At 62.1% G+C, this 14987-nt stretch carries 13 protein-coding genes and 1 tRNA gene; 7 read left to right on the top strand and 7 right to left on the bottom strand.

Annotated elements, in window-relative coordinates; genetic code table 11:
• Positions 1-526 precede the first annotated feature (526 nt).
• From FJ942_RS24620 to FJ942_RS24600, 5 genes are all read left to right on the top strand, one after another.
• Complete coding sequence (locus FJ942_RS24620; protein WP_181170034.1) at positions 527-1621, top strand: LacI family DNA-binding transcriptional regulator; 1095 nt, start codon at positions 527-529, stop codon at positions 1619-1621.
• A gap of 359 nt (positions 1622-1980) precedes the next feature.
• Positions 1981-3582 carry a flavin monoamine oxidase family protein gene (locus tag FJ942_RS24615; protein WP_246679893.1) on the top strand — a complete coding sequence of 534 codons (1602 nt, stop codon included), beginning with the start codon at positions 1981-1983 and terminating at the stop codon, positions 3580-3582.
• Positions 3583-3631: 49 nt separating this feature from the next.
• Positions 3632-4045 (top strand): cytochrome c, encoded by a 414-nt coding sequence (locus FJ942_RS24610; RefSeq protein ID WP_140517716.1) that lies wholly within the window; start codon positions 3632-3634, stop codon positions 4043-4045.
• A 90-nt stretch (positions 4046-4135) separates the two neighbouring features.
• On the top strand, positions 4136-4648 hold the full coding sequence (locus FJ942_RS24605; RefSeq protein ID WP_140899249.1) for a RidA family protein: 513 nt from the start codon (positions 4136-4138) through the stop codon (positions 4646-4648).
• A gap of 280 nt (positions 4649-4928) precedes the next feature.
• Entirely contained in the window at positions 4929-5729 is an 801-nt protein-coding gene (locus FJ942_RS24600; protein ID WP_140899246.1) for a class I SAM-dependent methyltransferase, read from the top strand.
• 66 nt (positions 5730-5795) lie between these two features.
• On the opposite strand, the gene FJ942_RS24595 is transcribed toward FJ942_RS24600, so the two are convergent.
• Complete coding sequence (locus FJ942_RS24595) at positions 5796-7334, bottom strand: winged helix-turn-helix domain-containing tetratricopeptide repeat protein (RefSeq protein WP_140899243.1); 1539 nt, start codon at positions 7332-7334, stop codon at positions 5796-5798.
• A gap of 126 nt (positions 7335-7460) precedes the next feature.
• On the opposite strand from FJ942_RS24595, the gene FJ942_RS24590 reads away from it, so the two are divergent.
• On the top strand, positions 7461-7940 hold the full coding sequence (locus FJ942_RS24590) for a cupin domain-containing protein (RefSeq protein WP_140662367.1): 480 nt from the start codon (positions 7461-7463) through the stop codon (positions 7938-7940).
• A 188-nt stretch (positions 7941-8128) separates the two neighbouring features.
• Here the strand turns inward: FJ942_RS24590 and FJ942_RS24585 are convergent, their stop codons facing one another.
• Genes FJ942_RS24585 through FJ942_RS24565 form a run of 5 tightly spaced genes read right to left on the bottom strand, consistent with a single transcriptional unit; the run spans position 8129 to position 12793 of the window.
• Entirely contained in the window at positions 8129-9238 is a 1110-nt protein-coding gene (locus FJ942_RS24585) for an ABC transporter ATP-binding protein (protein ID WP_140554585.1), read from the bottom strand.
• The gene (locus FJ942_RS24580) at positions 9229-9933 is read right to left on the bottom strand and encodes an isochorismatase family cysteine hydrolase (protein WP_246675807.1); all 705 of its coding nucleotides are present in this window, start codon (positions 9931-9933) and stop codon (positions 9229-9231) included. The genes FJ942_RS24585 and FJ942_RS24580 overlap by 10 nt, the downstream gene beginning before the upstream one ends.
• A 58-nt stretch (positions 9934-9991) precedes the next feature.
• The gene (locus tag FJ942_RS24575) at positions 9992-10768 is read right to left on the bottom strand and encodes an ABC transporter permease subunit (RefSeq protein ID WP_140554586.1); all 777 of its coding nucleotides are present in this window, start codon (positions 10766-10768) and stop codon (positions 9992-9994) included.
• Positions 10765-11610: an ABC transporter permease gene (locus tag FJ942_RS24570; protein ID WP_181170032.1), complete on the bottom strand. Its 846-nt coding sequence runs from the start codon at positions 11608-11610 to the stop codon at positions 10765-10767. The genes FJ942_RS24575 and FJ942_RS24570 overlap by 4 nt, the downstream gene beginning before the upstream one ends.
• Positions 11611-11644: 34 nt before the next feature.
• A complete protein-coding gene (locus FJ942_RS24565; RefSeq protein ID WP_181170030.1) occupies positions 11645-12793 on the bottom strand; it encodes an extracellular solute-binding protein in 1149 nt (382 codons plus the stop codon).
• A 185-nt stretch (positions 12794-12978) separates the two neighbouring features.
• On the opposite strand from FJ942_RS24565, the gene FJ942_RS24560 reads away from it, so the two are divergent.
• Positions 12979-13788 carry a helix-turn-helix transcriptional regulator gene (locus FJ942_RS24560; RefSeq protein ID WP_140554589.1) on the top strand — a complete coding sequence of 270 codons (810 nt, stop codon included), beginning with the start codon at positions 12979-12981 and terminating at the stop codon, positions 13786-13788.
• 884 nt (positions 13789-14672) lie between these two features.
• Here the strand turns inward: FJ942_RS24560 and FJ942_RS24550 are convergent.
• Positions 14673-14749 (bottom strand) — tRNA-Arg (locus FJ942_RS24550).
• Between the last annotated feature and the right edge of the window lie 238 nt (positions 14750-14987).

Raw genomic sequence — 14987 nt, 5'->3', positions numbered from 1 at the left:
GTCGGACCGGCCGATCCTGCACTTGTCTGATTTGCCGTTCGCGGCTTGGACGCCCTCCTCCTCAAGGGTTCCCGGCACTGAAGATGGCGTCGTTCCAGCCACGGCGACGGACTTTAGAGACTCATCCCCCGTTCGTAAATAGTCCGATTTGTCTGACATATCACATGTCCGCGACAAGGCTTCGCGGGGGTACTATCCGCTTGCCATCGGGCCATTCGCATGCACCGCGCCCCAGGGAAAACGGACGCGACGGACCGACGTTACAGCGCATTTTCGTATTAGTAAACGGTATTAGTTGCGTTCGATGGCGACCACGCCGGCGGCGACGCCGTTGGGTTTGCCTGAAACGCAATGGCTTGGGGCAAACGGGGTAATCGGCTCATATGCTGTGATTTGAGCTGCCCGGAGCCGGCTAGCCAGTAGACCCGTCGTCCGCTAATAGGTATAAGTTAGCCGATATTTCTATAAACCGGCGCGGCCTTGATGGTCGCCGGGCAGGCCGGACAGGCTGGGGAACACGAACAGCATGAGCGAGACCACCGATATCGCGACGGCAAGGCGCCGCAAGGCGCCGGTGAAGCCCAAGGGCCGGGTCACCATGACCGACATTGCGCGCGCCGCCGGCTGCTCGCAGGCGACTGTTTCCTTCGTGCTCAACAATTCGCCTGGCATAAAACTGTCGCGGCAGACGCGCGAGCGGGTGATCGAGGCGGCGCGCGCGCTGGGCTATAGTGCGCCGGCCTTTTCGGCGCTGAAGGCGCCGGCCAGCGCCTTCGACGGGCTGGACGGGGTGATCGGCTTCGCCGTCGACCAGCTCGCCACCAGCCCGGAAGCCGTCGTCGCCATCGAGGGCGCGCGCCAGGCCTCGTGGAACGCCGGCAACGTGCTTCTGGTGGCGCAGACCATGGGCGACGCCGTGATGGAGCCGCGCGCCATAGAGGCGCTGACCAGGCGGGGCATTTCGGCGCTGATCTACATGACCATCTTCACCCGCGAGATCATGGCGCCCGACTTCCTCTACAGCCTCGACATCCCGGTGATCCTGCTCAACTGCTACACGTCGGATTACGCCTTCCCCGCCGTGGTGCCCTCCGAGATCGCCGGCGGCCAGAACTCCACCCGGCACCTGATCAGCCATGGCCACCGCCGCATCGCCACCATCACCGGCGAGCCCTGGATGCAGGCGGCACAGGACCGCCTAAAGGGCTACCGCCGCGCGCTTGCCACCGCCGACATCCCCTTCGATCCCGAACTGGTGGTCGAGGGCGACTGGTCGGCAAGTGCCGGCTATGCCGCGACCGTCAAGCTCCTGGCGCTGAAAGACCGCCCGACCGCCATCTTCTGCCAGAACGACCGCACCGCGATCGGCTGCTACGAAGCGCTGAAGGAAGCCGGCCTGCACATCCCGCAGGACATCTCCGTGGTCGGCTACGACGACGAGGAAATCGCCAGGCATCTGTTCCCGCCGCTGACCACCTCGATCCTGCCGCATATGGCGATGGGCCAATGGGCGATCGAACAGCTCGAAGCGCCGGCGACGGTGGGACGGGGGCGCTATCCCATCACCAAGCTGGAATGTCCGCTGGTGGAGAGGGAGAGCGTACGGGCCGTGGCAGGCTGACCGCCCGGCCGACAAGGCAAGCATTTGGGCGATGAAAACCGGCGCCGCGAGCGGCGGCAGGCCACGGACTTTCCCGTCGGACTTTTCCGCTGTCGGGCCAGCCAGGCGTGCCCTTTCAATTGGCACAGCAAGTGGTCTGGCCGCCGGCCCCGAGGCCGCGAGGGCGTGGAAAATGCCGGCCAGCGACGCCGCGAGAGCCCTATTGCGCCAATGTTCGAGGACATTTGTTCCAAGCGCGGCGTGTTGGTTGAACAGACTGGGTTGCAGGCATAGCCTTGGGTCGTCCACCGGGGCTCGCCTCGAGCTTGCGGGGGCAACAGGCGGCGGATCGCGGCGTGCCGCTGATCGAGGAGACGAACATGCAGCTCGAACAATCCCTTGCCGGCATGCGCCGGCGCGACCTTCTCAAAATGATCGGCATTACGGCGGGCAGCGCCGCAATGTACCAGGCCATGACCAGCATGGGGCTGGCGGCAGAGTCCGATTACAAGGGACCGATCAAGCTCGAAGGCGACCCGAAGGGCGCTTCGGTGCTCGTCCTGGGCGCCGGCCTGGCCGGCATGCTGGTGGCGCTGGAACTGCGCCAGGCCGGCTACAAGGTGAAGATCCTCGAATACAATGCCCGCGCCGGCGGCCGCAACTGGACGATACGCGGCGGCGACACCGTTACCGAACTTGGCGGCTACACGCAGAAATGCGAGTTCGACGAGGGGCTCTACCTCAATCCCGGCCCCTGGCGCATCCCTTACCATCACAACGGGCTGTTGGCCTACTGCCGGAGGCTCGGGGTGACGCTGGAGCCGTTCCAGCAGACCAACCACAACGCCCTGCTGCACTCGACGGAGGCCTTCGGCGGCAAGCCCAAGCGGGTGCGCGAGATCGAGACCGACTTCAAGGGCCACACGTCGGAGCTGCTGGCCAAGGTGGCCAAGAAAGGCCAACTGGAAGGGCTCGTCTCCAAGGAGGACCAGGAGGTGCTGCTCGAGGCGCTGCAGTCCTGGGGCGCGCTGGACAAGGACTACAGCTACAAATCCAGCCTCGCGACCGCCGAATTCCGCGGCTACGAGAAGGAGCCGGGCGGCGGCATCGGCGCCGAGCCGGTGGCGGGTCAGGTCATCGGCGCGTCCGACGTATTGAATTCGCGCCTGTGGGGCAGCCTCGCCAACTTCTCGCTCTACGAATTCCAGACCACCATGTTCCAGCCGGTCGGCGGCATGGGCAGGATCGGCGAAGCCTTCGCCAAGCAGGTCGGCGACCTCATCACCTACAATGCCAAGGTCACCAAGATCGCCCAGAACGACAAGGGCGTGACGGTGACCTATGAGGACGCGAAAAACCCCGGAACCGCCCAGGAAGCCAGCGCCGACTGGTGCGTGTGCACCATTCCGCTCACCATCCTCAGCCAGATCGAAATCCAGGTCGGCGGCGCCATGCAGGCGGCGATCGGGGCGGTGCCCTATGCGTCCTCGGTCAAGGTCGGCCTGCAGATGAAGCGCCGTTTCTGGGAGGAGGACGAATCGATCTTCGGCGGCGTCAGCTACACCAACTTGCCCATTTCGCAGATCTCCTACCCCAGCACCGGCTTCAACGCCGGCGGCAAGGGCGTGCTGCTCGGCTGCTACACATGGAACGGACCGAACTCCTACGAATTCACCGCCATGACCCCGCAGGAGCGCGTGCAGAAGGCGGTGGAATACGGCGCGCAGCTTCACCCGCAATACAAACAGGAGTTCGAGACCGGCGTTTCCTGGGCATGGCACCGCTCGCCCTTCACGCTTGGCTGCGCGGGCGACTGGACCGAGGAGGCGCGCAAGGAGCACTACGACAATCTGTGCCAGATCGACGGCCGCATCGTGCTGGCCGGCGAGCATGCCTCCTACATTCCCGCCTGGCAGGAGGGCGCGATCCTGTCCTCGCTCAACGCCATCACCCGCCTGCACCAGCGCGTCATGCAGGGATGAGGCCATGCCGATCCCTTCGTTCACCCCATATCCCGCGAGGCATCCCATCATGAGCAGCTCCTTCAAAAGACCCTGCGGTCTCATCGCCGCCATGGCCGCCGCCATGGCGTTCACGGCTCCCGGCGCGTTCGCCGATTCGGCCGGCGTCACGTTCAGCCAGGGCGATACTTTCACCGAAAAGGACGGCGCGGCGCTCTATGCCAATGTCTGCGCCGCCTGCCACCTGGACAAGGGGCAAGGCGCGGTCGGCGCCGGCCACTATCCGGCGCTGGCCAAGAACAAGAACCTAGAGACCGGCGGCTATCCGGTAAGCCTCGTCCTGCACGGGCAAAACGGCATGCCGCCGGTGGGGCAGATGATGAGCGACGACCAGGTCGCTGCCGTGGTCAACTATGTCAGGACGCATTTCGGCAACGACTACAAGGATGCCGTGACGGCGCAGGACGTGAAGGATGTCCGCTGAGTGGCGGATGTCGCCCGCACATGCGGCAACGCAAACCGCGCGGCGGGCATTCCGGCGCTCGCCGCCCTCTCGAATGGAAGGAAACGGGTCATGAAACCATCGATCGGGAAATCATGGATTGGGGCCGCCGTGCTGGCGGCGGGAATGCTGGCGGCCGGCGCGGCCGTGGCCGACGACGTCGTTCGCCACAAGATTCCGAATTCGGATTTTCCGATCCTGCGCGCCGTCGAGGTGCCGGCCGGCAAGACCACGGTCTATCTCAGCGGCGCCGTGCCGTCGGTCATCGACGAGAAGGCCGACAAGGCGACGATCGCCGCCTATGGCGACACCGAGGCCCAGACCGGCTCGGTGCTGAAGTCGATCGACAAGACGCTGGCCGATCTCGGCCTGAAGATGGGCGACGTCTTCAAGATGCAGGTCTTCCTGGTCGGCGATCCCGCCAAGGGCGGCAAGATGGATTTTGCCGGCTTCATGAAAGGATACACGAAGTTTTTCGGCACCAAGGACCAGCCGAACCTGCCGACGCGTTCGGTGGTGCAGGTCGCGGGCCTCGCCGGTCCCGGCTTCCTGGTCGAAATCGAAGTGACCGCCGTGCGGCCCTGAAGCCGGGCGTTCGGCCAGCCCGTTGCGCCAGGATGCCGAACGGGCTGGCGAGGCGCGGATCCGGCGGGCCGGGAATCGTACGGTTGAAGTGACCTTCAGGCACCCACCGAAAGGCGGAGCCGGGCGATGTTGACCCGCCAGTGAGGGCTAAACCGCGCGGAGCCCACGCCCATGCACTAGCCATTCGTCGAAGGCAGGTTGCGGGATCGCGGACGGAAAACCGCCTCACGCTTTTCCCGGAATTGCCCTAGCCTCGCCTCTTCAGCGCAGGGAGAGCGAGATGACCTCAAGTTTCACCGTTCATGACGCCAGCGGATATGAGCAGCTCATGGGCCGCTGGAGCCGCAAGCTCGCGCCCAAATTCATCGACTTCGCCGGGCTTGCCCGCGGCGAAAAGATCCTCGACGTCGGCTGCGGCACCGGCAGCCTGACATTCGAGCTGGCCAAATCCGCCGACCTCGCGGCGATCGCGGCAATCGACTTTTCGCCCGTCTTCGTCGAGGCGGCGAAGCGGCGCAACACCGACCCGCGCATCGAGATCCAGCAAGCCGACGCCACCGCCTTGCCGTTCGCCGACGATGGTTTCGACCGCGCGCTGGCGCTGCTCGTGCTCCACTTCGTGCCGGAGGCCGGCAAGGCGGTGGGCGAGATGCGCCGCGTGGTGCGGCCGGGCGGCGTGGTGGCGGCCGTCGTGTGGGATCATCTCGGCGGTATGCCCGGCATGCGCATGATGATCGACACGGTGGCCGCGCTCAGCGAAGGCGGACGCCAGATGCGCAGCCGCTATTGCTTCCAGCCGATGATGCAGCCGGGCGAAATGAAGCGGACTTTTGTCGAGCAGGACCTGGCCGATGTGACCGAGACCGAGCTGATGATCCGCATGGACTACCGGGACTTCGACGACTATTGGGCGCCGATAGCGGCCGGCGAAGGTCCGCTCGGCAAATACATGATGACGCTCGGTCCAGCCGAGCGGACGCGCGCCGAGGCCGCCGTCCGCGATGCCTATGAGGCCGGCCGGCCGGATGGGCCGCGGTCGTTCGCGAATGTTGCCTGGGCTTGCAGGGGCGTGGTGCGGTAAGGGCGCCGAAGAACCGCCCATCCGCCATCTGCCGCCCAGGCCGGTCTCCATGAAGACGCGCCGGCGCTACTGCGGCAGACCGGCGGCCTGCAGCGCCTCGCCGAGGCATTGCGCGAGCGCCGGGGCACAGTGCACGGCCGCGAACTGCCGACCGTAGCGAAACGTCGGATGCAGCTCACGCACCCGCGCGGCCGCCGCCATCGCCTCGTCCAGCCGGCCGAGTTTCGCCAAAGCGGCGGCCAGTTGCACATAGGTGATGCTGTGGGCGGGATTGGCCTGCACCGACCTGTATGCGGCGCGGCAGGCCTCGTCATAGCGGCCGCGCAGCAGATGGCTCATCGCCTGCGCGTCGAAGGCGGCGAAGGCCCAGGGGTCGAAGGGGCTGAGCCGCATCCCGCGCTCGCTCCACGCGATGGCCTGCTCCGCTTCGCCGCTCCAGCCGAGGATGACGCTGCCCAGAATGTAGGTCAGGGCGGATGACGGGCTGACGGCAAGCGCGGCTTCCAGGGCGGTGAAGGCGGCCTTGCGGTCATGTCCATCCATGCCGATCGAAAACCCCGCAAGGGTGAGCGCCGAGGCGTCGTCCTGCCCGTGCAGGATGGCCCGGCGGGCGTGGCGTATCGAAGCCTCGCGATCGGCTTCCTGCAAGCCGGCGCGAAGGAACAGGCAATGGTGGCACATGGCGGCGTTGCCATGGGCAAGCGCATAGGTCGGCTCGAGTTCGATGGCGCGTTCGAGCAGCACGAGCGCCTGCGCCACCCGTTCGGGCATGCCGGAATCCACGTCCGGCTGGGCGCGCAGCACGAGGTCGTAGGCATCGAGACTGTTGGGGCGCTTGCGCCTCACCCTCTCGATTTCGACACGCCGCAGGCTGGGCGCGATCGCGCCGACGGCCGCCAGCGCGATCTCGTCCTGCAGCGCGAAAATATCGGCGGAGGCGCGGTCGAAGCGCTCGGCCCATATGTGGGCGCCGGTCGAGGTGTCGATCATCTGGCCGGTGACGCGCACGCTGCCGCCGGCCCTGCGCACGCTGCCTTCGAGCACATAGTGGACGCCGAGCTCGCGGCCGACCTGCTTCACGTCCACCGCGCGCCCCTTGTAGGTGAAGGAGGAGTTGCGGGCGATGACGAACAGCCAGTTGATGCGCGCCAGGCCGGTGATGATGTCGTCGACGATGCCGTCGGCGAAATAATCCTGTTCGGGATCGCCGCTCAGGTTCGAGAACGGCAGGACCGCGATCGAAGGCTTGCCGGGCCATGTCAGCGTTGCCGCCTCGGGGCCCAGACCACCGATCGCGACCTCGGGCCCGACATAGCGATAGCCGTGCCGCGGCAGCGTCTCGATCCAGCTTCCGCCGCCGGCCGCGCTCTCCAGCATGCGCCTGGCCGCCGCGATCTGCACCGTCAGATTGCTGTCCTCGATCGCTTGCCCCGGCCATGCGGCGTCGATCAGCGCCTGCTTGGGAACCGGCTTGCCCGTGCGTTCGACAAGCAGCGCCAGCAGCGCGACGGCCCGTTGGCCGAGTGGCGTCGGCTGGTCGCCGTGGAACAGGATCCCGGCTTCGCCGTCGATGCGAAAGGGGCCAAAGGCGAGGCTTGTTGCCATTCCCGAAGGAGATACCGTTTGCAATCTTTTCGCAATGATTTCGCAACGGCTTCACGACTGGCCGGCTCGATCGAGGCATCCTGTGCCGGTGGCTGCGGGAAAAGCAGCGAACCGATGGAGGATCAAATGAGCGCCGCACCTGTCATCCGGATGCCCGACGAGACCAAGGGGGTCATGCTGCGTGGCCAGCCGATGGTGTTTCTCGTCACCGGCGGGGATACCAGACACACGAGCATGTTCGACTGGACCATACCGGCCGGCTTCGCCACCGGCCTGCATGTCCATCGCGTGCAGGAAGAGACCTTCTATGTGCTTGACGGCGAATGTGTCTGGTACGTGGGCGGAAAGGTGATCCGGGCGACGCCGGGCACCTTCCTGTTCATTCCGCCCGGCGTGCAGCACAACATCACCAATGTCGGCGAAAAACCGGCCCGCGTGCTGATGACCGTCTCGCCGCCCGGGCATGAGCACTATTTCGAAGATCTTGCGAGGCTCGCCGCAAAGGGCTCCCCGGATCCGAAGGCGCTCGCCGAACTGCGGAACCGCTACGACACCGACCAGCTCTCCACGTTGACGGCGAGTGCGGTGCAAGTACGGTTCAGCTGATTACTTGCCAATGGGTGCGTGATAGGCGAATGGCTGGCGATCGAAGCTGGCAAATAGGCAGTCCGTTCAGCGGAGGATCGGTGGATCGTCAGTGTTCGTGGTACGTGCGCTGAAGCCTTCTCGACGATGTGGTAAGCGCGTAGCGAGATGACGCCATCACTCGCGCGCTTCCTACGCGTGAACAGTGATTATTTGGTGTCTGCCACGACGACATGGTCGCTCATTGACCATCCGAGCCGCAGCATCGCGCCCTCGACAGCCTTCTGTCGGGTGGACAGATCGGCGGTATGCAAAGCCATCGTTTCATTGCCGGCCAGCCGCAGCACAATGCGTGCATGGGTGCCAAGGAACATCACATCTTCGACCTGTCCTTCCAGAACGAGATCGCTTTTCGTTCCGTCACCGGCAAGGCTTAGTTTTTCGGGGCGTATGATCACCACAACCGCTCCGTCCTCTCCCTTGTCCGGGAAAGCCGGTCCCGCGTCGAGCGTCACGCGACCGCCGGTCCGATAGCCTGTAAGCAAATTGGCATCGCCTATGAAGGTAGCCACGAAGCGATTGCAAGGCAGGGAGTAGATCTCGTCCGGCGAACCCTCCTGGACGATAATACCGGATTCCATGACAGCAATGCGGTTGGCCAGCGCCATGGCTTCGGTTTGATCATGTGTGACGAAGACGAAGGTCCCACCGATCTCGCGATGAATGCGGCGCAGTTCTTCCTGCATCGTCTGCCGCAATTTCAGGTCGAGCGCCGCCAGCGGCTCGTCAAGAAGCAGGATCTTCGGCCGCATGACGAGCGCTCGCGCCAAGGCGACACGCTGCTGCTGTCCGCCGGAAAGCGCCGTCACGTTGCGCTCCGCAAGTCCGCTGAGCCTTACCAGGCCGATTATCTCCCGGCAGCGGGCGTCGGCCTCCGCCTTGGCCACTCCCGCCACACGCAATCCATAGCCGACATTCTGGAGAACAGTCATATGCGGGAACAGGCCGTATCCCTGAAATACCATGTTTGTAGGACGACGTTCCGGGCCGGTATGGGTAATGTCCGTTCCGCCGATCTCGATCCTGCCTTCGGTGGGCTGTTCGAAACCGGCTATCATGCGCAGCAACGTCGTCTTGCCGCAGCCCGACGGGCCGAGAAGTGCAAAGAAATCTCCGGACCGGACATCGACATCGGTCGGCCCTACCGCCGTCATCGCCCCGAACCGCTTCGTCACGCCACGCAGGCTCAGCAATGGTGGTTCCTTTGCGATGGCGGAGGCTCCATTTTCGCCGGCCGAGGCCTGCGGGGTCATATCCATGCGGAATTCTCCATCACCGAGATGACGTCTTCGGGGCGCTCGACCACCCGCCCGAAATTCATGGCAAAGGATTTGAGCGTCGCCATGTGCATCTCTTCGTCGTGATCGGCGAGCGCATCCGAAACCAGAACGCAGTCGTAGCCCCGGTCGGCGGCATCCAGCGCGGTGAGCGCAACGCAAGCACTGGTGACCACGCCCGTTATGATGAGGCGCGAAATGCCATTATACCGGAAAATATCGTCCAGCCCGCTTCCGTTGAACGCTCCATTCGTCGTTTTCCTCACCACCGTCTCGCCAGCAAGCGGCATGAGTTCTTCCAGAATGGCGAAGTCCGGATTTCCCGACCACCACAGGTCATGGACGCCTGATCTCTCTTCTATTGCGCGGGTCCAGTCGCGGAACCGCTTTGGGCAATCGCGGAGATCTCGGTGCTCGGAACCGAGCGTCAGATGAAAGACCTGCATATGGTTGCGGCGAAAATAGTCGAGTATCCGGCTGATGGCGGGGATCGTCGTGCGCGTCAGTCGGTCCGCATAGTAGCGCATCGAGCCGGGGCTGATCCGCTCCATGGCAAGCGACAGGCCGCGATCCGGCGCGGCATCGTGATACTGCATGTCTATGACCAGCAGGCCTATTTGCGCACGGTCCGACAGGTCAACGGGAGGCACTAGGTCCGTGTATGCGCTTTGATTCAATTTGATACTCCTGTGAGCCACCGCCAGGTGAGCCTTGCATGGTCGAAGCGGATGTCACTCAGCCGCGGTACTTGGAAAGTCGCAGGGCTACGACCGTGAAGCCGACGGTTACGATGAGAATGATGGAGGCAAGGGCGTTTATGCTCGGATTGAACGACGTCCTCAACATCCCCCAGGTCAAGGTAGGAAGCGTCAATCCGCCGCCTATGGTGAAATAGGTGATGATGAAATCGTCGAGCGAAAGCGCCATGGCAATGAGCGCGGCGCCGATCAAGCTCGAACGGATGATGGGCAGTGTTATGTTGAAGAAGGCGCGAACAGGGCCCGCGCCAAGATCTCGGGCGCTTTCAAGGAGTTGGATCGGGAATGCACGCATCCGTGCATGCATGATAAGGATGACGAAGGGTTGCGTGAAAACGAGCTGACTGAGTATCACCGTCACGAAGCCGAGCCGGATATCGAGGGCGGAGAATGTGGTGGCAAGAGCCAATGCCAACACCAGGGGCGGCAACATCAGGGGAAGGATCAGAAGCACCAGTCCGGTGTCGGCTGTTCGGCTCTTGAATTCCGCAATCGAAAACGCCGCCGCCGTGCCGATCACAAGCGATAGTCCGCCAACCCAGCCGGTGATCACGAGGCTGTTTGTGGCCGCTACATAGAAATCGGGCTTGGCAAACAGCGCTTTGTACCAGCCAAGCGTCGGCACGCCCAAGGGAAAGGTAGCATGAGCATTATTGCCGAAGGAGAGCAGCACCACAAGCACAAGCGGCGCAAGCATGAAGATCACCAATGCCGTTCCGAAGAGCAGCCAGCCTGGGGAAAAAGAGGTCTTCATCGCGTTGCCAGAATTCGACGCCCGCCTGCCGCAATCAACGCCAGCACGACAAAACAAAGAAAAAGAGTGAGGAAGGTCAGCGCCGATCCCGCCGGCGCGTTGAGCCTATTGATAAATTGACTCGCAACGAAGGTTCCGATCATCGATGTGTGCGGCCCGCCGACAAGACTGGGCGTTACATAGTCACCTATCGAAATCAGGAAGGCGGTGGCGAAGCCTGCAAACAACCCGGTAGCCGTTCGGGGCAAGATGATGTCCACCAGGCGGCGGAAGGGGCCCGCGCCCAGATCCCGCGCCGCCTCGATGTCGATGTCGGCGATGCCACGCAAGGCTCCGTAGATAGGCAACACGGCAAAGGGCAAAAGATAGTGGGTGAGCGTGATCACCACCGAGAACGGATTGTAGAGTAGCCAGGACAAGGGTTTGTCAACAACGCCTGTTGACATCAGCAATTGGTTGACGACCCCGCTTTCACCGAGCATCGTCTTCCAGGCATAGATCTTGACGAGGTAACCGCCGAACAACGTGATGAGCGCCACGAACAGCAACGCGTCGCCGAAGCGGCCTGCCTTGAAGCGGATGAGAAATGCATACGCATATGCGAGGAGCGTCGTAAGCACCGCGATGAAGAGAGCAATAATCACCGTTTGGAGGGCCGGGCCCAAATAACTGGAGTACGCTTTGCTGTAATTCGCCAGCGTAAAGACCGGTTCGATCCTGTAGAGCCGAAACGTCCAGAAGCTGACCAGGGCGAAATAGCCGAGCGGCAGCACGAAAAGCGCCAGATATACGCTTGCCGCCGGCGCGATAAGCACTGCCCGTAAGGTTCTCTTCGCCGTCATGGCCTCTCGCGCCTCCCGCGCCTCATTCGGTCGGTCAGGCCTTGAGGATGCGCTCCCAAGCCTCTTGATATTCATCCCAGGTGGCATGGGTGCCGTCGTCGTCGAGATAGTACATCTCCTCGAAAGTTACCTTCTTGGTCAGGAAATCCTCGAGATTGTCGTAGGGATAGGATGCCCGGTTCCAATCGCTGACGAGGGGGATCGCCTCGCTGACCACCACAGGCAGGCCATTGGCATCGGCGCCGGCCTTCTGCCCTTCCGGCGAAAGCGCGTTGTTGATCAGGACATGTGCCGCTTCGATATTCGCGGAGCCGCGTCCGATCGCGTAGCCTTCGATGAAGCTTCCTGTTCCCTCGACAGGGAAGGTCCACTTGATGGGCGCCGCTTTGCCAACCCATGATGCGACCGGTTCGAAGCCCTGGAAGATGACGATCTCCTTACGCGCGGCAAGGTCGGTCAAGTCGCCATAGCTTGATGCGATGGTCCGCAGGTGATTCTTCTTCAATTCGACAAGGAGATCGACCGTCCGGGCCAATTGTTCGCGGGTCATGCGCAAAGCAGTCTTTATACCTGGATTGGCAACTCGTCCCCATACGGACCAGCATGCCGAAATGTCGTCTGGAATTGCGCATTTCCCCTTGAACTCGGGCTTCATCATGTCCTTCCACGACGCCGGCGCGCTCGTCACGACATCTGAATTATACATCAGCGGTGCCGAGCCCCACACGAACGGGGCCGCGTACCAAGTCCCCGCGACAGCCATGTTAGGCTCTGCCATGCGGCGTACGGGTTCCATGATCTTCGCGAAATTTGGTATCTTGGTCAGATCCAGCGCTTCGATAAGGCCCTGGTTCTGCAAGAACGGATCATTGATGAAGTATGGCGTAAGCAGGTCATAGGCACTCGATCCAAGACGCAGCTTCGTCACCATCTCGTCGGCGGACGACGCAAAGGACTTCTGGAGTGTGAGACCGTTCTTGGACGGAAAGCCTCCGCCCTCGAGGTAAGCCTCATAGCCCTGCCAACCGAGAAATGTGACATTTGCATCGGCATGTGCGGAGCGGGAGCCAAATCCCAACCCGAAAGCAGCACCGCCCGCGGCCGCGCCCGTGAGAAAACCACGGCGTGACATGGGAAGAAAGGTCCTGACCTTGATCAGCTCGCTCGCACCGACTTTCTGCATTTTTCTTCCCCATATTTTGGACAGTGGTCTTTTGGCCGCTGCTGGCGACCGGCGCTTTGCCGACAAAGCCAGCATCGGCAAGCACCACATGAATCGCAATGGGGAACGCTTTGCCATCCTTGCGCTCTTTGCTGGTATAACAGCATAAACTCGCGCAACTTTAGACGATTTATGGAGAACGACGATTGGCCAGCGAAGACCTGCCGGAAAACCTCAGGCTGCTGTGCAGCTACTCCAAATCGGTATCGGAGGTCTGTCGGAGGCTCGGCATCAACCGACACCAGTTCCAGAAATATCTCAACGGAACGGCGTTCCCGTCTTTGCGAACATTGCGCAGAATCGGCGATTACTTCGGTGTGGAAGAATCTGAAATCCTGCTCGACACCAAACAGTTCAGCGAGCTGGTCGCGGTCAAGCGGCCGATAATCGACAGCCCTTGGGAAACCCGCAAGCGCATATCGAACCTCCTGTTTCTGGGACCCAGCAACAATGAGAGGTTTCGCAATATAACCGGCTTCTACCACAACCATTTCTGCGCGGCCGAATATCCGGGACGGATTTTGCGCGGACTGGTCCACATCTACAACGACAATGGAGTCATCTTCAGCAAAAACATCGAGCGCAAGCTTCCCCAGCGCGACAGGACAATCCGCAAGTATGATGGACTCCTGGTCAATTCGGCCGACCGGATTATCATGTATGAGCGTGAGGCCTCCGTGGGAAAGATGGCCTGGATTACGATCTATTATCAAGGAGACCGTGACCAGCCTGACATTTTGTTGGGTCTCTCGGTCGGCATTACCGGAACCTTCACGCGAGAGCTGGCATGTTACCGTGTGCTGCTACAAAGGTTGCCGAGTTCTCTGAATTTGCGCACGGCTCTTCGGCAATGTGGTGTATTCGACTTTGGTGATCCCGTCATCGATGAGGACATCCAAGCCCGTGTCCGCAACAAAATGGATGATGAGGATTGGGCTTTTTCGATACAACCCTAAAAACTACCGCACATGGAAAAAACAGTTGCGCGCTATCCCGGCTTTAAAAGAAGCGCAATGTCCGCTTTCAGCGAGCAGCAAGGCTGTCCGCAACGGCCGAAATTGGGCGCATAGCGGTCGTTCATGATGCGTGGCGAAACGACCGTAACGGATCAGATATTCATGTTCGATGCCAACCAGACGAGGCCTGAGGGGTCGAGCAGGGTGTCATTCAACCACAGGGCAGCACGCCGGCCCTGAATCCAATGCGTAGTGGCGATTCGAACACGACCGGCTCAACGTTTGGTGGTGATGCCTCGGATGCCAAGGAGTGGCTTTGCGCTTCCGCAGACTAAAGCGTGTCGCGATTTAAGGGATTCAGGATTCCCTTGATTTGAGTTCGTGATTCATTGCAAGCCGCTACCGCTTGAGTTGCGTCGGCGTGTTGTTGCGTATGTTGATGAGGGGCATGGTCACCGGGAGGCTGCGCGCCATTTCCGCGTTTCACCTCGCTATGCGCGCTCACGGATTTGCCGTTGCAGATGGATGGCCAACACGGGGACTCAGAGTTACTACCTTCGCTCGACCGTATTGATAGTGATGGACACTATGAGGAAGGGAACCTTCAGGTCGTATGCCGGTTTGCCAACCGATGGAAAACCGACGACAAAGACGTTAACTTCAGACGTCTGATCCATGTAGTCAGAGGGAAAAGTTTTGAAGTCGGAGCGTCGCGCGTTTGAACCCTGCAGCTTTTAAGCTGTAAGTCATGCCCTTGCCGAGAGAAGATAGCGATGCTTTGCGGGGAGTTCGATATCTGGCGCAAGACCGGCTACAAGATCCTCTCGTGCGCTAGTCTCCGGTATAAACCGTAACCTATGTGTCCGGAACGGACCCGATTTCCTTGGCGCACCCGACAGGATTCGAACCTGTGACCTCTGCCTTCGGAGGGCAGCGCTCTATCCAGCTGAGCTACGGGTGCTTCCCGGCGGGCCGGAAAACGAACCGGGTGAACCGGCAAGTCACGGCTTCTTAGCGGAAGCGGGCGCGGGCTTCAACGGGCAATTGGAGATTGGCGGTTTCCAAAGGTTCGCCTCGCGGGTGGTGCCCCGTCGCGTGCGGCGCTCCCCTCTCCGTCTCGGCTTCGCCGAGCCACCTCTCCCCCGCCCTTGGCGGGGGCGAGGAACTTGAGCCCCTCACTGCCCCGTCTCACCCTCACC

Source organism: Mesorhizobium sp. B2-4-2, from assembly GCF_006442845.1.
GTDB lineage: Bacteria > Pseudomonadota > Alphaproteobacteria > Rhizobiales > Rhizobiaceae > Mesorhizobium.
This window is presented reverse-complemented; position numbering and strand designations above follow the sequence as displayed.